A 24,372-nucleotide genomic window follows, 5' to 3' on the forward strand; every position below is an offset into this window, starting at 1 on the left:
GTGAGCTCACATTCGCCGCACGATCAGTACGGGCTTTCCGCCCCCAATCTTATTCGAAAACCCGCATACCGCGATAGAATGTGCGAATCTCACACTGCCTAGCACACCGTGATATTGCTATCCAGTAAACAATCCTGCCGCGCGCACCATCGTGTCCCATAGCCCGAAGGCCAAACTCACACCGATAAAAATACCCAGAATGAGCGAAACCGCGTTGTGCGCGAAACTAGAGTTGCCTTTTGCCTGACCGCTCTCCTTTGCTTCCCGTTCTGCGTCTTCAACAGCTTTGCGGTCAGCAGCTTCTTTTTGCTTGACGACGTCTACATCGACATGGTGTTTCTCATTGACAGGTTTGATCAAAAGGTTCGCGACGACACCGACAACCAGCAATCCACACATCAACAATAAACTTGCCCGATACAAGTCAGCACCTTCTAAGCCAGCATCGGCACGGGATTCCACCACCGTGTTCACGATCAGTGGGCCAGCGACACCGGCAGCAGCCCATGCCGTGAGCAACCGACCGTGGATCGCTCCAACGTTGTAGACACCGAATAGATCTTTCAGGTAGGCGGGCACTGTAGAAAAGCCACCGCCGTAAAAAGAAATGATGACCAGCGTACTGAGAACAAAAATGGCCAGCGACGCTGAAGAGAAACTGGCAACCACCAAGTACAAGAGTAATCCGAGACCTAAGTAAAGGAAATAGGTGTTTTTCCTGCCGATCCAGTCTGACACCGTTGACCAGACAAAACGACCCCCCATATTCGCTAGCGACAGCAAGCCCACATAACCTGCGGCTGCGCCCGCCGTAATTTCTGCGAAATAATCCTGCACCATCGGGGCCGCATTTTCTAAAATTCCAATGCCGGCCGTGACGTTCACGAAAAGCACAACCCACAGCAGCCAAAATTGTGGGGTCCGCAAGGCTGTATTCGCTGACACATTTCCCGTGGTTTTCATCTTCGTTCCGGAGTTACTCTCCGGTTGATATCCCTTAGGTTTCCAGTCTGGATGTGGTAACCGGATCGCATAAGCCCCTAGCGCAATGACCACCAGATACAAGGTAGCCAAGGTCAGGAACGTCCCATAGAGGCCGTCGGCAAGATTCGCGGTATCTGAACCGCCTCCAAAGAATTCCATCATGGTATTGGAAGCAGGACTCGCGATTAAGGCACCGCCGCCGAATCCCATAATCGCCATCCCAGTAGCCAGACCGGGTTTATCTGGAAACCACTTCATCAAGGTTGATACCGGGGAAATATAGCCAATCCCCAATCCAATACCGCCGATTACTCCATAGCCCAAATAGACTAGCCATAACTGCCCAATTGCGAGACCAATTGTAGCGACGAAAAAGCCAATAACCCAGAACAGACCAGCAGTTGCCATTGAGGTTCTCGGCCCAACTTTTTCAACCCAATTTCCAGCAACGGCTGAAGAAAGCCCCAGCATTCCAATAGCAAGGGAGAAGATCCACCCCACGGCCACTTCACGGACAGCAAAAAACTCCATCAACGGGGCTTTAAATACCGAAAAGGCATAAACCTGGCCGATCGATAAGTGAATTGCCAATGCAGCTGGTGGTATTAACCAGCGATTAAATTCTTTCGGCGCAATGATCCTAGTACGCAAAAAGAATGAGGTGGCCGTTGCCATAAGTGTCTCCCCATAATTATTGTGTGTTAATTCACTGACTCTAGTGTGCTAAACATAATAGAGGATGGTGACCCAGACAGCAGAAAATAGGCCGACCTTGTAGTCGTTTTGGGGCTTCCCGGGTTTTCGCTCACATCTTGGTGTCCTAAAACCTCATAGCCCCGTGCAGGGCAAACCAGCTAAAGCGGATAAGCCCACAACCGCTGACGCGCGTTAACGGTAGCACCAGCCGGAACGCGCACCAGCGCGTCTGCGGCTACTGCCTGCTGCAACAGGTGCGAGCCAGGCCCAGAAACGACTCGCGCTCGAACATGCCCGCTGGAATATTCAAGTCGGGCCCGTAAAAATTGATCTTTGTCAGATAGCCCCGTCAAAGGCTCCGCAGACATAACCTTGATTGGCTCCGGGACCAATCCCACCGCAGGAGCAACGAATAACCGGAAACTCACCAACGACGAGACCGGGTTACCCGGCAAACAAATACACGGTACACCTGCAAAACTTCCATAACCTTGCGGCCCACCAGGTTGTTGGGCTACCGCACCAAACCAGGCGCCGTCTCCGTCAGCAAGCAGCTGCCGCACGACCTCGTATTTCCCTTCGCTAATGCCGCCTGAGGTAACGACCAAATCTGGATGATGCACGTCGATAGCCTGCTGCAAGCTAGTAGCAAGCGAATCAACGTCATCATCAATATGCACCCGGCCTACCGGCTCTAGCCCGTAGCGCTGTGCTTGCGCCGCCAACATGGGGAAATTCGCATCCGGAATGACGGCGGAGCCAGCTTCGGCATCCAATTCACCAATCTCGGCAACCTCTGCCCCACCGGTAGCAATCAGAACCCGCGCGCGCTTGCGTACCTCAACATTCGAAACCCCCTGGAGTGCCAAAGCTGCAATCGCAGTTGGGTTCAACACCTCGCCGGAATCAACAATAATCTCGCCAGCTCTGCTATCAATGCCTTGTTGCCGTATGAACTGCCCTTGCTGCGCCATAGAAATTTCCCGGCGCGGTGCTGTGGGCTTGCCCCGGGAGGTGTCTGTATCCGTGCCACTAGCACCATCGTTGTGAATATTTTCCGGAAATTCCGGTGGTACAGCGTCTTCAACACGCACAATGGCTGCTACGCCTGCGGGTATTTTAGCTCCGGTCATGATTGGCACGATCGTCTCACCGCTATTGTCAGGGTCAATCCCCTGTGGATATTTCAGCGCCGGATCAGCTCCGGCTGGAATATCCGCGCCCACGGAGAAACTACCCGGCAGGCGGTCCAAAGCTGCCTGGCTTAGGGCATAGCCATCGACCTGTGAATTGGAAAACCGCGGCGAATCATACCGCGCGGGAACAGCTGTAACAAGGTAACGGTCTAAAGCATCAGACACCAGAATGGTTTCTGTACTCGGCCAAATACCGTATTGTGCGATCAATTCGGTGATATTAGCCAAGTGTTCTTCTGGAGTTGGCTTTGTGCTTCCAGCCGCTTGCTGTCGACAGTTGCTCATAATTCTATTTAAGCACTGTTCTATTTAAGGTGTGTTGTATTTAAGCAGTGTTCTGTTTAAACACCATGTATTCAAACAACGCGTTATTTAGGCACCTTCCAGCGACCTCAGCCGGGTATGTTCTAGAACATGTTGAGTCTAGAAAATGTCTCAGATTTTCAAGCTATTGCATACTCCCGAGTCAACCAGGCAGAATGGTGGTTATCATGCTGAGCATTCATTATTTTTCCGCCGCGCGCGCCGCCGCCGGAACCGCCGAAGAAGTGATCACCGAAACTGACCACGAAACACTAGGGGAACTCCTCGATTCCCGCGCCCAGCTACATACCGGGACTACAGATTCTGGGATGAGTTTGGCAGACATTTTCCCGCGGTGCAGTTTTCTCGTCGACGGCGCTTCCGCGACTCGGTCTACTTCCCTGGCTGGAGTGCAACGTATCGACGTGTTGCCGCCCTTTGCCGGGGGTTAAAGCGCTACCGCGGCTTGTCCCCAACGGATATTCCCCGTTGAGTGACTAAACCCATTAAGCATTTGATCCGACCAAGCACCTAAACTAGTGACATGTCTGGAGCACAGGAAGGCACGGGACCTGGTAGAAAAACTGCACAATCCACTAAAACTCTAAAACCCGCTAAAACCGCAAAATCAAGGCTGCACCCGAAAAAGTTGCTGCCAGCACTTGGCTTACCACCGTGACCTCAACACTTGATGTCGATCCGCAAGTGCTTCGCGCCACTATTAAGGATGTCCTGGACCTCACCAGTATTGTCGCCCACGAACACTCCCGTCCGGCTGCACCGGTGACAGCATTTCTAGCAGGTTTGGCCGCTGGTCAACGCACTTCTGGAGGCACCCACGCTGAACAAATCGAAGCTATACAACAACATCTAGCGCACCTAGCTGATTTAGCACGCGGTACCAGGTAGGTTGTCCGATATGGCGCGAAGGCTTACATCCCGCACTCCGATCACCCGCGTATACCGCGAAGAAACCAACCCTGATATTGCTGCTACAACGGACGCCAGTACTAAGGCACAGCGTGTCAGTCCTGCCGACTCTCGTATTGTTGTCTCCGAACGCATCGATTCACTCGCGGTCGAAGAACCCTTGCAGATCCGCGTCAATGGCACAGATTTCTTAACGACGATGCGCACACCAGGCAATGATTTCGAGCTCGTCCACGGGCTCCTGCATGCTGAAGGCGTCATCAGCCAGGCGTCGGATATTGCGACAATTCGATACTGTGGCGGGGCGGTCGGCAATGACGGACTCAACACGTATAACACTCTTGATGTGGCTCTAACCCCTGCAAAAACAGAAGATAGCAACCAAGATTTTGCCACTGTCACCGCAGGCAAAAGCGACAGTCAGCCGTTTTCATTGCCTGTACGCTCAGTGCTCACTACCTCAGCCTGCGGCATTTGCGGAACTACCTCGATCGATGACGTCGAAAAGCGTAGCTCCTACCCGATTCACCCAGTTCGCCCCACCGCAGAATTTGTGTTGTCCCTACCAGGGTTACTAGAAGCTGACCAAAAAGCATTCCGCCGTACCGGTGGTATCCATGCTGCAGGCGCTGTCAGCAATGACGGACAGCTCATCCTCGCCCGCGAGGATGTGGGTCGACACAATGCTGCGGACAAGGTAATCGGTGCGATGTTGATGCATGGTAATTTGCCGGCAAAACAGATGTATTTGGTGATGACCTCGCGCGCCAGCTTCGAGCTCGTGCAAAAAGCCGTACTTGCTGGATTCTCCGGACTGGTGACTGTATCGGCCGCCACATCATTAGCAGTTGATCTCGCACGTCAATCAGGACTTTTTCTCAGCGGGTTCACCCGTGAAAATCGTTTTAATTTGTACAATGGATTCTTAGAAGATACCCCCTAGAGACGTTTTATCAGGAGAGATTAATGCGTTCTCGTATCCGCGCAACCACCATTCGTCGCATCGCCATGGGTACTGTCACGGCCAGCGCCATCACTCTGGCTGGTTGCCAATCCAGTGGCGGAGACACCGCCGACTCCACCGCTAACGATTCCAAAGACGCTGCTGCGGCGCAGGATGTTACCCTGTTCGCCGCAGCTTCTACCCGCGTAATCGGCGATGACCTGGTAGACGAAGCGAAGAAGCTCGACCCACCAGTGAACTTAACGATCAACAATGCAGGATCCACCGATTTGGTAAATCAAATCAACGAAGGTGCGCCTGCCGACGTCTTGTTGACCGCGGATACCAAGTCCATGGACAAGGCCAAAGCCAACGGTGACGTCGATGAATCCAAAATGGTGGCCGCAAACACACTAGTAATGGTGGTTCCCGCCGATAATCCAGCCAATATCAACAGCGTCGAAGACCTCAACGAAGACACCACCCTGGTCCTCTGCGACCCGACGGTTCCTTGTGGCAATTTGACGGAGCAACTGGCCACAGAAAATAGCCTAGAGCTACACCCATCCTCGTTGGAACACTCCGTCACCGACACCCTGGGAAAGGTTACCTCTGGTCAGGCTGATGCAGCATGGGTTTATAAAACCGATGCTATTGCTGCCGGTGATAAAGTCGAAGTCATTGAAATTCCCAACTCCAAGAATTTCGTCAATGACTACCCTGCAGCTGTCCTAAAAAATGCGGCGAACGCGGAAGCTGCTCAGGCTGTTCTCGCATTGCTCCACGGTGAAGCAATGCGTTCGGTGTGGGAAAACGCTGGGTTTTTGCCAGCAGCCACCAAATAAATCACCGTTGAAAGTACCGCGCCATGGCACACCCGCATTCTGCTGATTGGACCCCATCCCCAGTTCGACCGAAAAACCCTATTGCCCTGGTTTTTCTCGCTGCGGTAGCCGTGATGACGGTACTGGGCCCGCTGTTAGCCCTAATCTTGCGCGTCCCTTGGGATCGCTTTACCGAAATTGCCACTAAGGCTTCCACGCTAGAAGCCTTAGGCTTATCCCTGTACGCCGCAGTTTTATCGACGCTCATCACCTTGGCGCTAGGCATTCCGCTCTCACTGTGGTTATTGCAAAGCCGTGCAAGCGGTTGGTTCATTCGCTTACTTTTTGTATTACCGCTAGCAATGCCACCGGTGGTAGCCGGTTTGGCACTCACCGCAGCAATCGGCCGGCGTTCTTATACTTCCGGAATCCTGGATGCGCTTGGCATTAATATCGCATTTACCTTTAATGGTGTCGTCGCTTCTCACGTCTTCATTACATTACCGTTCATCATCGTGTCCGCAGACTCTGCGCTGCGCCAAATTAACCAAGAAATCATAGATTCCGCACTCAGCATCGGCATGAGCTACCGTCGCGTGATCTATCACGTAATCCTGCCAACGATTTTGCCCGCGGTCGGCACCGGTGCAGGGTTAGCCTTGGCTCGTTCACTGGGAGAATTCGGCGCTACCCTCACTTTTGCTGGTTCCTTGCCCGGTGAAACTCGGACGCTCCCGCTAGCGATTTATCTTAACCGCGAAGTAGACGCAGATATTGCATATGTACAAGCAGCGTTGCTGATCTTCATCGCCATCATCGTTCTCTGCTTGTCGGCTCTTCCGACGGTATGGAAAAAGCGCCACAAGCACCGCGTAAGCCACAACATCGGGCTCGATCGGCAGCGGCTGGGTGAGCTCACAGGCGCAACCACTAACCCCGTGGGAATCAACGTGAATGGTTGCCACGTTGAAGCAGGTTCCACCACCGCGGTGGTAGGCGCCAATGGTGCCGGGAAAACGACGCTTATGAAAGCAATCGCGGGACGCTTGGGCGGGGCCGAACTGGATTTTTTTGCTGCTTCTGGCCACGAATCCGTCGATAAGCCGCGAGTCATCATCCTCACCCAAAACCCAGCACTGCCTCCGGCTTCCACTGTGTTACAGGCAATCACCATGGCAACACGAGATACGGGACGTGCGGAAGAATTGTTAAACGCAGCTGGGTTAAGCGAACTAAAATCTGTCCCCGTTCCGGCCTTATCCGGAGGCCAATCACGCCAGGTAGCCATCGTCCGTGCTATTGCGGCCAGCCCAGAAGTTTTGATTTTGGACGAGCCATTTGCCGGTCTGGATAGCTCTATTGCTGCCCAATGGAAAGCTTATTTCCGCTCTACCTCCCAACAACGCACAACATTGCTAGTCACGCACAATGGCCATGACATTTCTTCCTTGTCTGATTACGTAATGTCAGTTGCGGCTGGCAAAATCGTCTCGTATGACAAAACTACGAAACTCACTTCTGCACCAAGCACGAAGTTTCTCGCCACGACTCTAGGGCTTAACGCCCTTGTAGCGCGCTTGTCACAGAATGTAGGGGCAAACGCACTGGGTAGCGGTAGCGTGCAAATTAGTTGCGGGCAGCTCTCACTAACCGTGGGGGAAAAACGCATTGAACTTAGCGACGAAGACTTAAAGGCAAACAACGGAGAAAACCTCCAAGTCCTTGCAACCTGGTTACCTTCAGATGCCTGGTTAAAGAAGGGCGAAGCGAAAGAGACCACCGCTGAAGAAAATTGTTGGGTGGGCACGATCACGGATATCTCCGTGCCGCACCCCACAGTGTGTGACATAACTGTTTGTACTCACGGCGAACAAGTAAAGATTACTGTCTCGCCACTCGATGCTTCCGAACTCGGATTAGAACTCGATGATGAAATCACCTGGGGCGTCAGTGCCGATAAACTGGCGGTAACCAGCCTAGCTGCAGAAGAACATAAGAACTAAGAAAATTCCGCAAACCATCTGGTGGTGAGCACTGCCCACCGCCCCGCCAAAGACAACAGCGTCCCCTAGACAGAAAAAACTAGGAGCCCGAAGGCATACACGAACTTGCGGGCTCCTAAAATTCTCAGCGCTATTTTTTAGCGACATTCCTCGGCGCAGTGAAAACTAAGCGTGGCTCACACAAGTTTCCACGGGTCCGGCGACTCCAAGTTCAACGACTTTGAGGTTCTGTTCGCGGGCGTCAGCAAGTAATGCTTCGTCAATATCCTCGGTGTGCAAGACCATGATGGTCGGGCCTGCTCCAGACAAATAGGCAGCATAACCGCGATTGCGCAAACGGTTGACCCACTCGGCCGTCACTGGCAGCACATCAGAGCGGTACGGCTGGTGCAACCGATCGCGGGTACCTTCCCACAGCAAATCCGGGTGATGCTGGATGGCCACCGTCATGACGGCTACACGGGAAACATTGAATGCGGCGTCGCCGTGTGTGACGTGGCTCGGCAGCACCCGGCGGACTGCTGGTGTTGAAGCATGGAAATCTGGGACAATCGCAGTCGCACGAATCTCATCGTGTACATCAAGGCTTACAGCCTTATATTCTGGGGCAGAACGTCCGTCCACCGGCACCGTCATCCACGATACCGTGGCTCCACCGAGCACCGAAGCAGCAGCATTATCCGGGTGTCCTTCAAATGCTGAAGACAACTGCACCACCTGATCGTCGGAAAGAGGATATCCAGCAAGGGCATTCGCGGCAGCCACACCAGCGACGGCCGAAGATGCCGAAGATCCTAGGCCACGCGATTGCGGAATGGCGTTGGTACATGTGACTCGTAGGCCGGGCGCAGTAGCATCAGCTGCGTTTAACCCAGATCTTAAAGCTTTGACGACCAAATGTGAGCCGTCCCGTGGAAGGTCATCTTCACCTTCCCCATAGATCTCGATTTGCAGGCCGGATGAGATAACCTCGACTTCGATGACATCATAAATGCCCAATGCAAGACCTAATGTATCGTAGCCTGGTCCCAGGTTTGCTGAAGATGCAGGAACGCGAACGGTCGCTTTCGTGCCGATTTCAAGTTCAGTGCTCATAAACTGCGTAGCTCCCCTGATTCCCTAAACATCCAAACGGATGACAGAATGCACTTTCTTGACGTCTGAAGACTTCTTCAACGCCTCGACGGTGTCGTGCAATACAGATTCTTTCGCACTGTGGGTGACAACAATAAGACGGGCGATACCGTCTTCATTCTCCTCCTGGCGCACAGTGCGCAAAGAAATCCCCTGTTGTGCGAAAGTGGCAGACAGATCAGACAAAACTCCGGCGCGATCAACCACTTCCATGTCGATATGGTAGCGCGTGTGCACCTCACCAAAATCTGCGATTGGCAAGTTTGCGTAAGTGTTATCGCCCGGTGCTCGGCCGCCATGCACTTTATTCCGGGAAGCTCCCACGAGGTCGCCCAGCACGGCAGAAGCAGTTGGGTCGCCACCGGCACCATTACCGTAGAACATCAGCGAACCAGCGGCTTCTGCCTCCACGAAGATCGCGTTATAGGACTCATTAACCGAGGCCAGAGGGTGATCTTTCGCCACCAGAGTTGGGTGCACCCGCGCATTAACGGCGTCGTTGCCCTGATCGTCGGTGATCTTTTCACAGATTCCAAGCAGCTTAATGACATACCCTGCTTTATCTGCAGCCGCGATGTCTGCAGCGGTGATGTCACGGATACCTTCACAGTGCACATCTTTGAAGTTGACGCGCGTATAGAACCCAAGTGAAGCCATGATCGCTGCCTTGGACGCGGCGTCGTGGCCATCAACATCGGCAGTGGGATCTGCTTCCGCATAGCCCAAGTCGGTAGCAATTTGCAGAGCCTCGTCGTAGCCCATGCCCTCGGTAATCATCTTGTCCAGAATGAAGTTCGTCGTACCGTTGACGATTCCAGAAATACGCTGAATCTGGTCACCGGCTAGCGAACGGCGCAACATACCGACGACTGGGATCGCCGCGGCCACAGCTGCCTCGAAGTATAGATCTACTCCAGATTCTTCTGCAGCTTGTGCGAGTTCATCGGCATGAGCTGCGACAAGCGCTTTATTTGCCGTAACCACAGATTTACCAGCACGCAGCGCAGCAAGCACCAGCTCGCGGGGATATTCAATGCCGCCAATGAGTTCAACGACCACGTCGACGTCGTCACGCGCGATCAAAGCGTGTGCATCGCCGGTAATCATTTCCGGATCTACACCGCGACGCGGCTTGGAGGTGTCGTCAACTGCAACTCCGCGCAATTCCAATGGGCCCCCGACGCGCTGACGGAAATCCTCGGAATTTTCCGCAAGCAGGCGGATTACCTCGGTACCGACGGTACCCATTCCTAATACCGCAATTCCAACAGGCTTGCCAGCATTGTTCTCGGTATAGGTTGGTGAATTAGCGACCATGTTGTTTCGCATTCCTTCGTAAATCGTCGTTAGTCAGTTACTCAAACGAGCAATTACGTATCTACGCAATCGCTCATTCGGCGGTTTTCACGGGCGTGCGCATTCAATGGTACCGGCTTTAACGGCAGACTTAACTTGCTTGGCGAAATTTATTCAGGCCGCATTCACTTCAGCATCTGTGCTCAGTACGCGCTTCCACTCCACATAGTCAGCTCAATCCGCGTCCCGCACCACCTCGAGGCTAAGCAAATCCTCAATGGTTTCGCGACGCAGCATAAGCTCCGCTCTTCCGTCCCGTACTGACACCACTGCTGGGCGGGTAAACGCGTTATACCGCGATGACATCGGATAACAATAAGCTCCCGTCACAGCTAGACCCATCAAATCACCAGTACGAACATCCGCCGGGCAAGCAAAGTCTGGGATCAGAATATCCCCGGATTCACAATGTGCACCCACGAGGCGGGTAGATTTTTGGTGTCCATCAGTAAATCGTGAGACCACTCGCGCATCGTAATCTGCGCCGTAGAGTGCGGGACGAATATTATCCGACATTCCACCATCTACCGCAAGATACCTGCGGTAGCGCCCCTCGTCGATTTGCACGTTTTTATCAGTACCGACTTCGTAAACCGTTACCGCTGCCGGACCGACAAGTGCACGACCAGGCTCGACAACAACTTTCGGCGGTTCAATTCCCAAAAAAGCCGCCTTATTATGCACTGCAGTAATCAAATCTTCGGCAATTCCTGCAATGTCCAGCTCGGAGTCATCGGCGAGATACGGCACGCCGTACCCCCCACCCAGGTCCAAAATGGGTAGCTGCAACTCCAAATCTTGGTGCACGCGCGCAAACAATTCCAGCAAGCGATCCGCGGCTAGCTTGAAACCATCAGCATCGAATACTTGTGAGCCCACATGGCAATGGATTCCGTGCAGATCTAAGTTGTTCGCCTGGTGCGCGTCGACGATGGCCTGCCAAGCATCACCAGCGGCTAAGGAAAAGCCAAATTTTTGGTCTTCGTGACTGGTAGCAATGAATTCATGCGTGTGTGCATCCACGCCAGGCGTCACTCGCACCAAAACTGGCTGCTTCCTGCCCAGCTCGGCAGCAATCTCATTAAGTTCGACAAGTTCGCCAGGCGCGTCCAGCACCACGTGTCCTACATGTGCGGCAACGCAATGTCTTAAAAACTCCCGGTTTTTGGTATTGCCGTGCACCGTAATGTGCTCGGCTGGAAATCCGGCGCGTAACGCAATCAACAGCTCATTAAGTGAGGCTACGTCTAAAGATAAGCCCTCGTCATTGACCCAACGGACAATATGCGTCGACAACATTGCTTTCGAGGCGTAATGCACATTCCTGGCCCCGTGAAACGCCTGCGCCATATCCCGGCATCTGGACCGGAAATCATCTTCATCAAACACCATGACGGGAGTACCGTATTTCTCGACGATTTCTGGCAAAGACACTCCAGCAATAGCCACCGTGCCGTCGTCCTCACGGCAGGCATTACGAGGCCAAACATGGCTAGGTAGTTCGTTGAAATCAGAAAGGTGCATGCTCATGCGACTACATCCGTTCCGGAGCGTTAACCCCCACCATAGTCAAACCGTTATGCAGTACCTGTCGCGTTGCCCGTGCCAATGCCAACCGAGCGCTATGAATTGGTTCTGCGTCTTCACCAGCTTTTGGCAGAATCTGGCACTGGTCGTAAAAACGGTGAAAAGTCGCCGCCAAATCTTCTACGTAACGAGCGATTCGGTGCGGTTCACGCAACTGCGCTGCGGTGGCTACTACCTCCGGGAAATCACCCAGAGTACGGATCAAGTCGCCTTCCTTATCGTGCAACAACAGACCGAGATCGGGGTCATTGCCGTCGACTTTAAGCTCAGCAGCTTTACGTTCGATGGAGCACAGCCGAGCGTGACCATATTGCACGTAATACACCGGATTGTCGGCAGACTGCGCAGTCCACAATTCCAAATCAATGTCCACCGAGGTATCAACGCTGGAGCGCACTAACGAGTAACGTGCCCCGTCCGTACCAATGGCTTCGACCAAATCCTCCAGGGTAATCACGGTTCCAGCACGTTTCGACATGCGCACCGGTTTGCCATCGCGCAGCAGGTTAACCATTTGACCAATCAATACTTCGACGTTGTCTGGCTCATAACCCAGCGCCTGTGCCGCAGCACGCAAACGTCCGATGTAACCATGGTGGTCGGCACCTAGCATATAGATTGCTAAATTGTGGCCACGATCAAATTTATCAGCGACATACGCGATATCACCAGCAATATACGCGTGGTCACCATCCGATTTAATCACCACACGGTCTTTATCGTCACCAAATTTTTCTGCGCGTAACCACCAGGCACCGTCAGCTTCATACAAATTGTCGTTGTCTTTCAGCGTGGTAATTGCTTTTTCGACTGCACCAGACTCATATAAAGAGTTTTCATGGAAATAAACGTCGAACTCAACACCAAATTCGCGTAATGAGGCTTTGATCTGCTCGAACATCATCTCTACGCCAAGCGCACGGAAGTTTTCCTGCACTTCGGCTGGCTCACCATCAAGTGCTGCGGGGTTCTTTTCGACGACTGCACTAGCGATTTCCCGGATGTAATCGCCTCCATAGCCATCTTCGGGAGTCGGCTCACCTTGCGCAGCAGCCACCAACGACCGCGCAAAGCGGTCAATTTGCCCGCCGTGGTCATTGAAATAATACTCTCGGGTAACTTCTGCCCCGCAGGCTTCCAATACGCGGCCCAAAGAGTCCCCAACCGCGGCCCAGCGAGTTCCACCAAGGTGGATGGGGCCGGTAGGATTCGCCGAGACGAATTCCAAATTGATCCGCTGACCAGACAGTGCATCCGAATTTCCGAATGCTTCCTCTTCCCGTAGGATCTTGGCGACGATTTCCCCCTGTGCGTCGGCAGCCAGGCGAATGTTCAGAAATCCCGGGCCCGCAATTTCTGCTTGATCAATCGCGGAGTTTCCTGCTAATGCTGCCGCCAGCCAGCTGGCGAAGTCGCGCGGGTTTGCCCCTGCCTTTTTCGCTACCTGTAGAGCCAGATTACTGGCGTAGTCACCATGCTCCGGGTTGCGCGGCCGTTCCACTGTCACCACCTCAGGCAACGCAGACGTGTCTAAGCCGCGCTCTGCCAAGATGGTGGTGGCGGTGTCTTTAATTAATTGCGAAAGATCAGCTGGAGTCATAGCTCCTTAGTGTAATAGACAAGCAACCTGGCTTAAGAAACAGGCAAATTGAACATTTTTAGAAGTCCACAGAACGGTCGTACGGTGTCCGGCGTTTCCCGACACCCTGCACAACTTAAACCGCTAGCATCGCATGAAGTAACTATTTTCACTTTCGCCACTTTTGGAAGGACTTGCGAGTGCGATCGACACCATTTTTTCAACGGAGCCGTACCACTATCGCCAGCATTGCTTGCCTGGGCGCTTCCGTTGCGTTGTTCCAACCTTTAACAGCACACGCCGGCATCGCACAACACCCCGCCCGCAATGCAGAGATTACCTGGGAAGACTGCCCCGCGCAGGTTACCGACGACAATGCAGAATGTGGCCGCATCGACGTTCCTACCTACCACGACACCCCAGAAGCTGGCAGCATCTCCGTCGGCTTTGTCCGGCAGAAAGCTTCTGGAAGCTCGCGCGGCGCATTATTCGGCAACCCGGGCGGACCTGGCGGAGACGGTTATTCTTACTTCGCAGGTGACATGTTCGAATGGCCTGATGGCATCACCCAAGAGTGGGACCGTATCGTCGTCCAGCCACGCGGCCTACCGGGTTCTACGCCAGTGCGCTGCGATGAACCCCGAGATATCATTGCCAATAATCCCATCACCCGCCCTGGCGGATTCTGGAAAGATGCCTGCGAGAATTCCACACCGGGATACACCGATTCCTTGACCACGCAGAACACCGCGCATGATTGGGAGTGGGTACGCCAGGCGCTGGGATACGACGAAATCTCGATCCTAGGCCTGTCCTACGGCACCTACTTGGGATCTGCCTACGCAAGCGCGTACCCACAACATACAGATCGGTTAATCCTCGATTCCGCCATGAACCCCTATGCTTCGTGGGGTGGTGTACTCACGCAACAAAAACGGGGATACGACAACGCCTACGCAGATTTTTTCACCTATGTGGCTGACCGCAATGACATTTATGGTCTCGGCACCACCCCGCTAGCCGCCTATAATTCATGGTCGCACAAGGTTTTGGAAGAATCCGGAGTAAACCCCACCAATCTGCCCCCAGCTGCCCGAATTGGTGACCTACCAGCAGGATTGGAATGGTCCGGGGAAATTGGCACAGAAATTATCAATGCCACGAGTCAGGGTTCTGCCCAGCTGGAACATTTAACGCGTTCCGCACTCGCCCCTGGCGCCAGCCTCGATCAATCCTTGACCGCTATCGTCACCCACCAGTTGGTTCCGCAACCACGCCAGTGGGACAAGCTCGCGAAACAAATCAATGGCAGCGAGGATATGTTTGCTGAACTGGAACAGCCTACCGAACTCAGTGATGAAGAAATTGCGAAGATCCAACAAGCGCAAGTTGCCACGATTGCGACGCAGCAGTTATTAGTCTGCAATGAAAACACGACGCCAACGAACCCTGCGTTGCTGCCGGAATACCTGTGGGCAAACTATGTCGTCAGTGATATTCCTACTGCCAATTCTTACAGCTTGGCGGCTGGCCACACGTGCAACGGTGCGGCACCGATTACCGGAGTGGCTCACTTGGATGGCGCCGAACTTGCCGTGCAACCGCTTCAGGTCAGTGCCACTGGAGACCCACAAACCGTCTACGCTGACCACAAAGCTCTTGCCGACGTCATGAACGCGCACGTTCTCACCGTCCATGGCCCAGGCCACGGTCACGTGGGCAACGGCAACAAAGTCGTCGACGATATCGTCGTAAACTACCTTCGGACCGGCAAGGCCCCGCAGCAGTCCGATGCGCCGGGCTACTTCGAGCAATAATCGGCCCTATTTTTCCCAGAAACACCCGCGACCTGCTAATTATTGCCAATGAGAGACGAGATGTTAGTATTTAGGTCGCGGTAAATTCCGCGGGATTGCCCCCGTAGCTCAGCGGATTAGAGCGTCGGTTTCCGGTACCGAAGGTCGAAGGTTCGAACCCTTTCGGGGGCACACTGTATTCTCTCGAGACATCGTTGCTGTTTTCAACGGTGTCTCGAGACTTTCGTCGTTTAGCTAATTTTCTCTCGCACATAAGCCTGTTAATTATCCTGCCGGGGAGCAGACGATGCAGACGGCGGACACCCATCGGCTGCTTCGTATCCAGGGATATTGTCCACCGCGAGCACGGCATTCATAAAGCGTTGAATGCTTGGTTTATCGTCCTCATCTAAGTGATCGAAAATCAACCTGCGCACCGACTCCACGTGATCAGGCACTGCTTTTTGCAGCCGCTGCATACCGTCATCGGTGAGCACCACGCTGACGCCGCGGCCGTCACCGCTGAAGCGTTCTTTACGTAGCAATCTCCGCTTTTCCATACGCGTGATCTGGTGCGAAGTTCGGGATCGGTCCCACACCAATTCATCGCATAGTGCGCACAAGCGCAGGCAGTGATTAGGCGCTTCCGAAAGAACGACAAGCACCCCGTATTCCGCAGTCGACAATCCGCTAGCATTCAGCAGTGTCTCGTCTAAAACGCGATTGATCTTACGGTTTGCCTGCAAGATGCTACGCCACAGGTCTTGTTCATGATCATCAAGCCAACGTACTGGTTCCGCCATGACCATATACTAACGAATTTTGTTGACAAGTCAGATTTCACCGGATTGATCACTATCCTGCTGGTTATTCAGATGCGTGCTTAATGAACTAACCGGCGGTCAATTCACGCATCGAATAGCGCTGGGCGCCCACCACCCGGGAATAGCGCTCCGGCATACACGTCAACACGAATACCTGAGTCTGTCGGGCAATTTCACTAAATAACGTCGCCATAAGCCGGAGCCGTCGTGCATCAGTCGATCCCAGCGCATCGTCGACCATAACCGGCACAGGAATTATTGGCAGCTCACCTGCAGCAGTACTGCCCTGCTGGCCGTGAGCAGTCAATGCAGCAACCGCAAAACGAACCAACAACGCCAATTGCTCCTGGGCTCCGCCAGATAGATGCTCAGTCTCTAAAGCCTCATCACCAATGATGCGCTGAGAAATCGCGAGGCTTTCATCTAATTCGAAACTGACAGATTGATCAAAAACCACGCGGGCGAAACGCTCAAGCTCGCGGGCAAATGGTTCCATGTATCGCTGGCGTGCAGCATCCCTATGCCGGATTAACGTCTCCCGAAGGCGGGCTGCAGCGTGGGCACGTCGTTCGACGACGGCATAGTCAGCTTTTCGGTTCTCCAGCTGCGCCTCGGCCTTGTGTAGCCGCTCCGCCGCTCCGGTAGCGGCCTCGATGTGCGAGGTTAGGGCTAGTTTACGATTCTCGGCTTCGCGTATGGTCCTTTGTAACTGAACAAGATGGGCTTTTGCACCCTCCCAGTTCCGCATGGCCATGGAAACATCAGCATCATCGGCAGCGGCTTGTGCAGCTTCCCGTTCGTTGATCGCTTGCTGCCAATGCATATTCGCAAGTTCAACATTTTCACGCAGCTTCTCCATCGAAGCAGAATCCGCACTCACCGAAACTTTTTCTTTAGCATTAACAACGCGCTCAGTGGCTAGACCGTAGCGTTCACGCACACGCATCGCCTCCGTTTCGGCAGGCCGACCATCATAAACTGCAAGCTTATTTGCTGCGTCTTCCAATTCTTCACGGGCCTGTTCTTCAGCTGCTTCGGCAGTACTCAGTTCTGTTGCAATCTCATCAACAGTCAATCCTGCTAGCTGGTCCGCACTCGTTTCGGTGGCAATTTCGGTGCCAGGTTCAGTACCCGAATCCGCGACTCCACCATCATTGGCATACTGATCTAACCCGGCAAGCTCTTGGACCACATCGTCGATATCCTTATCACCTACGACACCAGCTCGCCGGTTCCGCAAAGCAGTGATTTCTCCATCAAGCGCATCGCACGTGGTATAAATCTTTTCTGCACTCTCCAGATCAGAACACTGGAATTCACGCAATAGTTCGTCTAAATGTGCCCGAGCCTGTTCCAGTGCAGATAGCGCGGACTGGGTGTCTTCCTGTTCCCGCTGTGCACTGCGATAAATCGCAGTAATATCGCCGAACTGCACCGACATGCCGTCGGAAAGCGCAAGGCTGTGTTCCGGCTGGAATTTTTCGGTAGCTTGCTCGTCATGTTCTCCGGCCCCGCTCAGCACAGGCGACCCGAGAGAAATTTCGCGGCTACCGGTGTCATCTACGACAGTGACCGTAGTTGGAGAACCTGCACACAGTTCCAGTCGCGCAGCATGGGCGTCGGCAAGCTTTTGTTCAACCACCACATCATCATGAGCTTGGCGCAGACGTTGCCATGCAGACCGATCTATATACGCGGGTAGAGCCGCCAGCTCCGCACGAGCTTCCGCGATCTTTGTATCAATCCCCTCTACCTGGTCTAGTAAGTGACGCAGTTCCTGTGCCCGCTGTGCGTTGCGTAGTTTGCTCGAGGCCACACGGACTGCCTTGTGCCGATCCCGTTGCGCTCGGTATTTTGCATCAGCCTTGTTTTTCGTATCCTGCAGCTGGTCAATGATTACTGCTTCTTGCCTTGCCGCTTCTTCTGCCTGCTGCAGCTGCTCTGACAGTTCGTCCCGGCGCGATTGCTCCTGCTTAAGTTCGTCGATCAGAGCAGTACGGGCTTCTAATAGCTCTAATTGCGAATTTTTCTGCTGCATTGCTTGCCGTACCGATTCCACAGCGTCGCTCAGCCGTTGCTGTACTGTTTCCGCATTCTGCTTCGCAGCTTCCGAATTGGCATATTCGTGCTCTGCATCGGGGATTTCGCCCGCGGCGAGTTTTTCACGTTCACTGAGTTCTTCGTATTCTGCGACGTATCCAGCTACGTGGTCGAGTTGCTTTTTTGCCTCGTCATAACGGGATTGAGCAGCGTTGAGTTCTTCTTCTGCAGCTTTCAATTCTTTCGCAGGCTTACCGGTCTTTGCAGTGTAATAACGTGCGTATTCTGCATTGACGGCCGCAAGCAGCCGTGATTCTTCCTGCGCTTGTTCCGTGCTCGTGCCTGACACAGGAGAAAAGTCAACGTTTTCTGAGTTCTCGATTGCTGTGCCTGCTATGTCCTGCGCCGTCGTATTCACGGAGCCGTTGCCTTCATACCATATATGCCCGGATTGCAATGAGCTTTCCACGCTAGGGATGCCGGCTGCGGCGAGCGAATGGTGTAGTTTTCCTTGTCGGACAAACAATGCATCCAACAGGTCGGTATCAAGATATTCACTGATGATCGCGCGGAACTCGTTTTCGGCTTCATCACCGCGCAAACTTGCTTTTTTCGGGCTTTGGAATTTCAGCTCGCATTTTTTGCTCGCGGCCGAGCTGGAAAATTGTTTGTAGATTTCCATGCGGTACGGACCAATCGACAGGTCAAGCCGTATCTCTGGCCATCCGGAACCGTCGGCAGGAACGAGAGACTTAATATCCTTCGGAAACCCCGAATACTTATAATTCAGGCACGCGTCGATGGCGTCCATGATGGTGGATTTTCCCGCCTCATTATCACCATGAATCACGACGACGCCTGTCTCGGGTAACTCAGAAAGCTCCAGCTGGCTAATTCCTCGGACATTGTGCAGGTTGAGTGAGTGTATACGCATCATCGGCGCGCCTCCTTCGTCAATCGGAATAGTAAGTGTGCGCCGTCACGCGCGGCATCGTCGTGGTCAGCATCATTCAACAACTCTTCAAGCGCAGCCCGGGCATAGCCACTAACGTCGAGATTTTCTAGCTCATCTGCTTCTGGCTGGAGATTCAGCCCCTGCGACGACCGCGATTCATACAGTGCCCCGAAGCTAGGGCGAAGCTCCGCTAACTCACGCTCCAACCGCATGGTATCGGTCAAGCTCAACGCACCGCGCAGATAATATTTCACCACCGTGCGTCGCTTGTTGGCGTAACTGTGCAGGTAGCTCAGAAACCCATCAACGGTAGCGGCATCATCGAGTTCGGGTTGAAGTGCGTGAAATTGCCACTGGCCAATAGTGTGCTTGACGACGCTTACTGCTGCTTGCTGCACGGAGTGTGTGGCGGGCTTGGTGATACTGACGACCAACACGTTCCCAGAATCGGTTTCTCCGCCGTCTGTGGGAAAACCCCAGTCCGTTATTTTATGAAAATCCGTTGTTTCTGGTGCCCCGGAGAACCATACTTTTCCGGTGGTGCCCAGTGACGCCGTGGAATGGGTATCACCAAGAGCAAGATAATCGATAGTCCCTGACTCTAAAGCTGTTTCCACACAATTCAGATCAATCAAATCGGGCTTGATCTCATCGCCATACGATTCCACCTGCCCGTGGCCCACCATCACGCGGATGGCATTTGTTGGTTTCAGCCCCTCTAGTGCGGCAGCTACCAAATCATGGTCCGGGCTTTTCACCAGCAAGGGAGCGCCAACGAGTTCGACACCATCTGCTACTTCCTGTGGCGTGTTGTTATCGATGACGTGAATATTGGACAATTCCCGTGCACTGAAAAAGATGGAATCCGCCACGAGTGGGTCATGATTTCCGGGAAGCAAATACACCGGCACCGGTAGCGATTGCATCGTCTCTAATGCGCGATCTAATGTCCGTCGCTCTAAGGAATTATCGTCGAAGACGTCACCTGCAACAAGGATGAACGCGCAGCCTTCTTGCTGAGCAAGCTCACCTAATTTTTCAATCGCTAACAGACGTGATTCTTCAAAGCGTGCGCCTGCATCGCCGTCAAGGAAACGCCGATGCATACCCAACTGGAAATCGGAAGTGTGGAGGAAAGTGACGGTCTGATCTGTGCTCGAATGCTTCACAACTACATTGTTAACACAGCCGTCTCACATTACTGCTTCCTGTGCGTTAAATGATGGTACATATCTTCGATATCGGATACGGCACGCAGCAAATCAATATTGGTGTGGCTAACCGCGCGCAATGCTTTGCGCAGAAGGTCTGGGTCTGAATCATCCAGCGCAGGGGCGATCTTTGGGCTGGGCACGGCTGGTAATTCCCTGCCACTCCAAAAAGTTTCTGCACCATCTTCGGTGGCTTTGCGGGCGACGTCCTGTGCAGAGGCAGCGATCATCTCTTCGAGTTGCCGCAGTGAGATTCCGCGCAGATGAAAAACGGCTGCCGGATCGGCGTCCAATTTTCCGCCCAGCTCCTCGGCAAATGCGACCAGGTGTTTACAGATCCACGCACTGTCGGGACAATCGCAATAACAGCGAATATCACTATCATCTTCTGCCAGCAGCACTGCCAGGACGTCGTCGGCAAGCTCACCGGCACGAACTCGCTCCATCGCCCCGGAAGTTTCGGCCAACATCCGCCCTACGGAGTTCAATTCAGAAACCGACCGCGGCGGGAGTTGGATAAGCACCGAAAACGGTTGATTCTGTGAGCCGGCTACCTTGCCATGCGCAGCACCGTTGTGAATATCGATCTCCACTACATGACCGCTGCGGGCGTAATCGATACCACGCTGATAGCGTCCGTTATCCGCATTCTCTAGGATCATCCGACGTAGCTCCAAGCCAGCAGATCCCTGCAATGGGCGTGAGCGTTGCATTTGTCGGACGGTCTCATGCAAATCAGGGGCTTTTTCTACCCGCTTTCGTGCCCCAAAGTTCGCATAAATGACATTATCCGACCCGGAATCCGATTCAGAGTCTTTCACACCCTTGGGTACCCCATTCTGCCTACGCTTATCATTCATAGCTATTGCTCACGGTAACTCATTAATTCTGCCAATTGTTGTGGGTCCAATTCAGTAATCCAGCCTTCACCTTCACCCACGATGGCGCCTGCCAAATGTGTCTTTCCGTCAAGAATATCCTGAATGGATTCCTCCATCGTCCCAGCGCTGATCATCTTATACACCGCCACATTCTTCTGCTGGCCAATGCGGAAAGCCCTGTCAGTCGCCTGGTTTTCCACCGCCGGATTCCACCACCGGTCCATGTGCACAACCATCGAGGCCGCAGTGAGATTCAAGCCGGTCCCGCCTGCTTTCAACGACAGAATCATCACGGCCGGACCGTCGTCTGCCTGGAAATCACTCACTAGCCGGTCGCGCTTTTGTTGCGGAACGCCGCCGTGCAAAAAAGGCACGCTTTCTCCGAGTTGCTCGCTCAAATATGGCTGCAGAATCTCCCCAAATGCCCGGTATTGCGTGAATACCAGCATGCGCTGGCCAGACTGCACGGCGTGATCCACCAGCTCCATGAGTTTCTCAATTTTTCCTGAGCGATGTTGGCCTTTCAGCGTCACTGGTGAGCCATCGCCTAAGTAATGTGCCGGATGATTACAAATCTGTTTCATCCGCGTCAGACTGGCCAACACCATGCCCCGGCGCGCCATGCCTTTATCTTTGGTCTCGAGCTGGCGTTGCACGTCATCAACTAGAGCTTTGTACAGGGCAGCCTGTTCATCGCTCAACGTGACGGTGAGCACTTCCTCTGTTTTTTCCGGAAGATCATCGATGATGGCGGGATCTGTCTTCAGTCGCCGGAGAATAAACGGTGCTGTCAAACGTCGTAACCGATCCGTTAATGCCTCATCATTATCGCGTTCAATTGGTTTCGCGAAGTGGTGTCGGAAAAAGCTTGCCGAGCCCAGCACACCCGGATTGGTGAAATCGACAATGGAACGCATCTCGGACAAGCGGTTTTCTACCGGGGTACCCGTCAAAGCAATGCGATGGCGAGAAGGCAAAGAACGCACGCTTTTCGACGCACGGGTCGACGAGTTTTTAATAGCCTGCGCCTCATCTAGCACTACGCGATCCCATTCTATGCGTCCCAGAGCAGAAAAATCGCGACTCACAGTGCCATACGAGGTAATAACGAGATCACGTTCTGTCGCCACACGAACAAACTCATCACCAGTGGCACGCTGGCTGCCGTGGTGCACCAAGATTCGCAGGCTAGGTACGAATTTCGCTGCCTCCCGGGCCCAGTTTCCTACCACTGAGGTCGGCGCCACGACGAGTGTGGGACCAGTCGATTGTTCGCGGTGTTTTTCGATCGCAGTCAAAGACAACAGTTGCAGTGTCTTTCCTAAGCCCATGTCGTCGGCAAGCACAGCCCCCAGGTTGTTGCGCGACATCCAGTACATCCAATCCACGCCGCGGCGCTGATAATCACGCAACTGCGCATGCACGGTATCTGGGATCTCTACCCTCTGGGGTGCTGGTGTTTCCATGCCTCCGAGCAGGCTAGCGTGCCAGTTCGATCCGGTAAATTCGATGGGCTCATCGGCCATCGACTGTAGCGCCAGCTCGCGGAGATCACCGACGGTCACTTCCTGGGCACTAAAACCCCCATTGCCTGGTGCGCCATCTGCATGGGCGGCACCTGCGTTGTTCTTGACAGCGTCGTTATAGGCCTGTCGCAATCTTTCGGCTTCTGCCGCCAGTTCGTCAGCGTCGGGGGAATCCGCCAAGCGTGCCATCTCCGCTAACCGTGCGGCTTTTTCCATCCGCTTTTTCGCGCGCTTCGTGGCAGTTTCCGACAGCTGATCCATATAGCTACTGATGCGGTTGAGGGCCTGCGTATCTGCCATAACCCAGTTACCGCGTAACTTGATCAAGCCGGATTTCGAGTTCACCAATTCCGACATTTCGTCGTCGCTCAGTTCCTGGTCGCCGATGGAAAGCCGCCAGTTGTATTGCACGAGCTTATCCATGCCCAGTTGCGATTGGGTTGCTTTCTCATTGACCTCGCGAGTTTCTAGTTTGGCGGTGGTTTCGAGCTGCGACCAGGCACGTGGCAGCATGACAGTAAACCCCGCTGTACGAAGATCAGTAATGTCTGAACTCACGAAGTCCACAACATCTTCGGTATCGACGTAGACATCCCAATCACCTGCATTAGCATCGTCGTGCCGACGACGCATGCGCTCTACCGGGTCCAGGTTTGGTTCCAACATCGGCGACACCCGGATTGCTTCCAGGTGCGATTTACGAAGCAACTCGACGCTCGAGTGGTCGAGCTGGTCTGTACGAATGGGCTGTGGAGAATCTGTTCCGGAACGAACTTGCACTCGGATAGGCCACTGCGCATCCGGTTCATCTGGCGGTTCATTCACAATCACGACTAATTGCAAATCAACAGAAGTAATCGAGTCGTTCCAGTCGTTTAGACCACGTAAAAGCGCTCCTTTACCCCGCCGGATAGGTTGACCTTTCAACAGAGCTTGCGAAAAATCATGCCATGGATAAGGGCGGGGTTCGCTAGCTAATGACTGTAACTGCGCAATGGTTATCCAATGCACCAGGTGGTGGGACAGCTCATCGGAAAGATCACGGTTATTTACCGTCAAAATACCCGGACATGCAGCAATCATTTCGCTAAGCCAGCCACGTTCTGACAATCCGGTAGCAAGGTGCCACTGCGGGAACCATTCACCTGCTTGATAACTCAACCGTATAGTGACTCGCCCAGCCTGAACGAATTTCGTCAGCCCCGTATACATACGAATAAGCCAATATAAATCCGGAGCGATCGCATTGCGCTGAGATTCGGTTGCCGCAGGGGATGCGCTGTCAAGAAACTCGAGTTCACTCAGGATTTTCACAGAATCTTCTGGGGCAAAAAGCCCCATCGGAACCATAAGCGAGACGTCTTTGCCCTTGGGGGTGCGCAAGGATATTCGCGCACGATTACGGAAGCTCCGCCGCTGCAACAAAGACTCCACGATCGGAGGAAAAGTACCCGCTGGGACCTGCTCCGGTAGGACAATTTTCCGCCCTTCTACCCTCTCGATCCATAAACTCAAGCCAGAAACAGGCAGCCATAGACCATGCAGAAGGAACGAAGACATAATGGACAGACTACCAGTTCGTAATCGCGACAGAATCCAATTGT

17 protein-coding genes and 1 tRNA gene are annotated in these 24,372 nt (G+C 53.5%); 7 read left to right on the forward strand and 11 right to left on the reverse strand.

The features are described from left to right. Positions 1 to 117: 117 nt before the first annotated feature. Together HMPREF1292_RS09210 and HMPREF1292_RS09215 are read right to left on the reverse strand one after the other, a co-directional pair. Positions 118 to 1,659: an OFA family MFS transporter gene (locus HMPREF1292_RS09210; protein WP_023019648.1), complete on the reverse strand. Its 1,542-nt coding sequence runs from the start codon at positions 1,657 to 1,659 to the stop codon at positions 118 to 120. Positions 1,660 to 1,838: 179 nt separating this feature from the next. Further along, positions 1,839 to 3,161: a molybdopterin molybdotransferase MoeA gene (locus HMPREF1292_RS09215; protein ID WP_023019649.1), complete on the reverse strand. Its 1,323-nt coding sequence runs from the start codon at positions 3,159 to 3,161 to the stop codon at positions 1,839 to 1,841. Between the two features lie 206 nt (positions 3,162 to 3,367). Between HMPREF1292_RS09215 and HMPREF1292_RS09220 the strand changes: the two genes are divergently transcribed. From HMPREF1292_RS09220 to HMPREF1292_RS09240, 5 genes are all read left to right on the forward strand, one after another. Further along, positions 3,368 to 3,631 (forward strand): MoaD/ThiS family protein, encoded by a 264-nt coding sequence (locus HMPREF1292_RS09220; RefSeq protein WP_023019650.1) that lies wholly within the window; start codon positions 3,368 to 3,370, stop codon positions 3,629 to 3,631. Between the two features lie 223 nt (positions 3,632 to 3,854). Continuing rightward, positions 3,855 to 4,088 (forward strand): DUF6457 domain-containing protein, encoded by a 234-nt coding sequence (locus HMPREF1292_RS09225; RefSeq protein WP_023019651.1) that lies wholly within the window; start codon positions 3,855 to 3,857, stop codon positions 4,086 to 4,088. A gap of 10 nt (positions 4,089 to 4,098) precedes the next feature. After that, the gene (fdhD, locus tag HMPREF1292_RS09230; RefSeq protein ID WP_023019652.1) at positions 4,099 to 5,052 is read left to right on the forward strand and encodes a formate dehydrogenase accessory sulfurtransferase FdhD; all 954 of its coding nucleotides are present in this window, start codon (positions 4,099 to 4,101) and stop codon (positions 5,050 to 5,052) included. A 23-nt stretch (positions 5,053 to 5,075) separates the two neighbouring features. Continuing rightward, the gene (gene modA / locus HMPREF1292_RS09235; RefSeq protein WP_023019653.1) at positions 5,076 to 5,897 is read left to right on the forward strand and encodes a molybdate ABC transporter substrate-binding protein; all 822 of its coding nucleotides are present in this window, start codon (positions 5,076 to 5,078) and stop codon (positions 5,895 to 5,897) included. Between the two features lie 23 nt (positions 5,898 to 5,920). After that, a complete protein-coding gene (locus HMPREF1292_RS09240) occupies positions 5,921 to 7,879 on the forward strand; it encodes an ATP-binding cassette domain-containing protein (protein WP_023019654.1) in 1,959 nt (652 codons plus the stop codon). 165 nt (positions 7,880 to 8,044) lie between these two features. Here the strand turns inward: HMPREF1292_RS09240 and thrB are convergent, their stop codons facing one another. From thrB to argS, 4 genes are all read right to left on the reverse strand, one after another. Beyond that, positions 8,045 to 8,974: a homoserine kinase gene (gene thrB / locus HMPREF1292_RS09245; RefSeq protein WP_023019655.1), complete on the reverse strand. Its 930-nt coding sequence runs from the start codon at positions 8,972 to 8,974 to the stop codon at positions 8,045 to 8,047. 24 nt (positions 8,975 to 8,998) lie between these two features. Then, the gene (locus HMPREF1292_RS09250; RefSeq protein WP_021353076.1) at positions 8,999 to 10,330 is read right to left on the reverse strand and encodes a homoserine dehydrogenase; all 1,332 of its coding nucleotides are present in this window, start codon (positions 10,328 to 10,330) and stop codon (positions 8,999 to 9,001) included. A gap of 213 nt (positions 10,331 to 10,543) precedes the next feature. Beyond that, positions 10,544 to 11,899, reverse strand: a complete 1,356-nt coding sequence (lysA, locus tag HMPREF1292_RS09255) for a diaminopimelate decarboxylase (RefSeq protein ID WP_021353075.1) — start codon at positions 11,897 to 11,899, stop codon at positions 10,544 to 10,546. A 4-nt stretch (positions 11,900 to 11,903) separates the two neighbouring features. Continuing rightward, positions 11,904 to 13,556, reverse strand: a complete 1,653-nt coding sequence (gene argS / locus HMPREF1292_RS09260) for an arginine--tRNA ligase (protein WP_023019656.1) — start codon at positions 13,554 to 13,556, stop codon at positions 11,904 to 11,906. 179 nt (positions 13,557 to 13,735) lie between these two features. Between argS and HMPREF1292_RS09265 the strand changes: the two genes are divergently transcribed. Beyond that, positions 13,736 to 15,352, forward strand: a complete 1,617-nt coding sequence (locus HMPREF1292_RS09265) for an alpha/beta fold hydrolase (protein WP_023019657.1) — start codon at positions 13,736 to 13,738, stop codon at positions 15,350 to 15,352. 97 nt (positions 15,353 to 15,449) lie between these two features. Continuing rightward, positions 15,450 to 15,523: transfer RNA gene (locus HMPREF1292_RS09270), tRNA-Arg, on the forward strand. Positions 15,524 to 15,612: 89 nt separating this feature from the next. Here HMPREF1292_RS09270 and HMPREF1292_RS09275 read toward each other — a convergent pair. The 5 genes from HMPREF1292_RS09275 to HMPREF1292_RS09295 all read right to left on the reverse strand — a co-directional run bounded on the left by HMPREF1292_RS09275 (position 15,613) and on the right by HMPREF1292_RS09295 (position 24,328). Next, entirely contained in the window at positions 15,613 to 16,134 is a 522-nt protein-coding gene (locus HMPREF1292_RS09275) for a MarR family winged helix-turn-helix transcriptional regulator (RefSeq protein ID WP_034646161.1), read from the reverse strand. 88 nt (positions 16,135 to 16,222) lie between these two features. Then, positions 16,223 to 19,132 carry an AAA family ATPase gene (locus tag HMPREF1292_RS09280; protein WP_023019659.1) on the reverse strand — a complete coding sequence of 970 codons (2,910 nt, stop codon included), beginning with the start codon at positions 19,130 to 19,132 and terminating at the stop codon, positions 16,223 to 16,225. Next, positions 19,129 to 20,319, reverse strand: a complete 1,191-nt coding sequence (locus tag HMPREF1292_RS09285; RefSeq protein WP_023019660.1) for a metallophosphoesterase — start codon at positions 20,317 to 20,319, stop codon at positions 19,129 to 19,131. Before HMPREF1292_RS09285 ends, HMPREF1292_RS09280 begins: the two co-directional genes overlap by 4 nt. A 29-nt stretch (positions 20,320 to 20,348) precedes the next feature. Continuing rightward, the gene (locus HMPREF1292_RS09290) at positions 20,349 to 21,221 is read right to left on the reverse strand and encodes an SWIM zinc finger family protein (RefSeq protein WP_023019661.1); all 873 of its coding nucleotides are present in this window, start codon (positions 21,219 to 21,221) and stop codon (positions 20,349 to 20,351) included. Positions 21,222 to 21,223: 2 nt separating this feature from the next. Beyond that, positions 21,224 to 24,328 carry a DEAD/DEAH box helicase gene (locus HMPREF1292_RS09295; protein ID WP_023019662.1) on the reverse strand — a complete coding sequence of 1,035 codons (3,105 nt, stop codon included), beginning with the start codon at positions 24,326 to 24,328 and terminating at the stop codon, positions 21,224 to 21,226. Between the last annotated feature and the right edge of the window lie 44 nt (positions 24,329 to 24,372).

The sequence above is a fragment of the Corynebacterium sp. KPL1995 genome (assembly GCF_000477935.1).
Classification (GTDB): Bacteria; Actinomycetota; Actinomycetes; order Mycobacteriales; family Mycobacteriaceae; genus Corynebacterium; species Corynebacterium pseudodiphtheriticum.

Coding starts and splice junctions, on each gene's coding strand:
- HMPREF1292_RS09280 (WP_023019659.1), bottom strand. CDS start 19,132: ATGATGCGTATACACTCACTCAACCTGCACAATGTCCGAGGAATTAGC.
- HMPREF1292_RS09220 (WP_023019650.1), top strand. CDS start 3,368: ATGCTGAGCATTCATTATTTTTCCGCCGCGCGCGCCGCCGCCGGAACC.
- fdhD (WP_023019652.1), top strand. CDS start 4,099: ATGGCGCGAAGGCTTACATCCCGCACTCCGATCACCCGCGTATACCGC.
- HMPREF1292_RS09240 (WP_023019654.1), top strand. CDS start 5,921: ATGGCACACCCGCATTCTGCTGATTGGACCCCATCCCCAGTTCGACCG.
- HMPREF1292_RS09295 (WP_023019662.1), bottom strand. CDS start 24,328: ATGTCTTCGTTCCTTCTGCATGGTCTATGGCTGCCTGTTTCTGGCTTG.
- lysA (WP_021353075.1), bottom strand. CDS start 11,899: ATGAGCATGCACCTTTCTGATTTCAACGAACTACCTAGCCATGTTTGG.
- HMPREF1292_RS09250 (WP_021353076.1), bottom strand. CDS start 10,330: ATGGTCGCTAATTCACCAACCTATACCGAGAACAATGCTGGCAAGCCT.
- HMPREF1292_RS09275 (WP_034646161.1), bottom strand. CDS start 16,134: ATGGCGGAACCAGTACGTTGGCTTGATGATCATGAACAAGACCTGTGG.
- HMPREF1292_RS09215 (WP_023019649.1), bottom strand. CDS start 3,161: ATGAGCAACTGTCGACAGCAAGCGGCTGGAAGCACAAAGCCAACTCCA.
- HMPREF1292_RS09290 (WP_023019661.1), bottom strand. CDS start 21,221: ATGAATGATAAGCGTAGGCAGAATGGGGTACCCAAGGGTGTGAAAGAC.
- thrB (WP_023019655.1), bottom strand. CDS start 8,974: ATGAGCACTGAACTTGAAATCGGCACGAAAGCGACCGTTCGCGTTCCT.
- modA (WP_023019653.1), top strand. CDS start 5,076: ATGCGTTCTCGTATCCGCGCAACCACCATTCGTCGCATCGCCATGGGT.
- argS (WP_023019656.1), bottom strand. CDS start 13,556: ATGACTCCAGCTGATCTTTCGCAATTAATTAAAGACACCGCCACCACC.
- HMPREF1292_RS09210 (WP_023019648.1), bottom strand. CDS start 1,659: ATGGCAACGGCCACCTCATTCTTTTTGCGTACTAGGATCATTGCGCCG.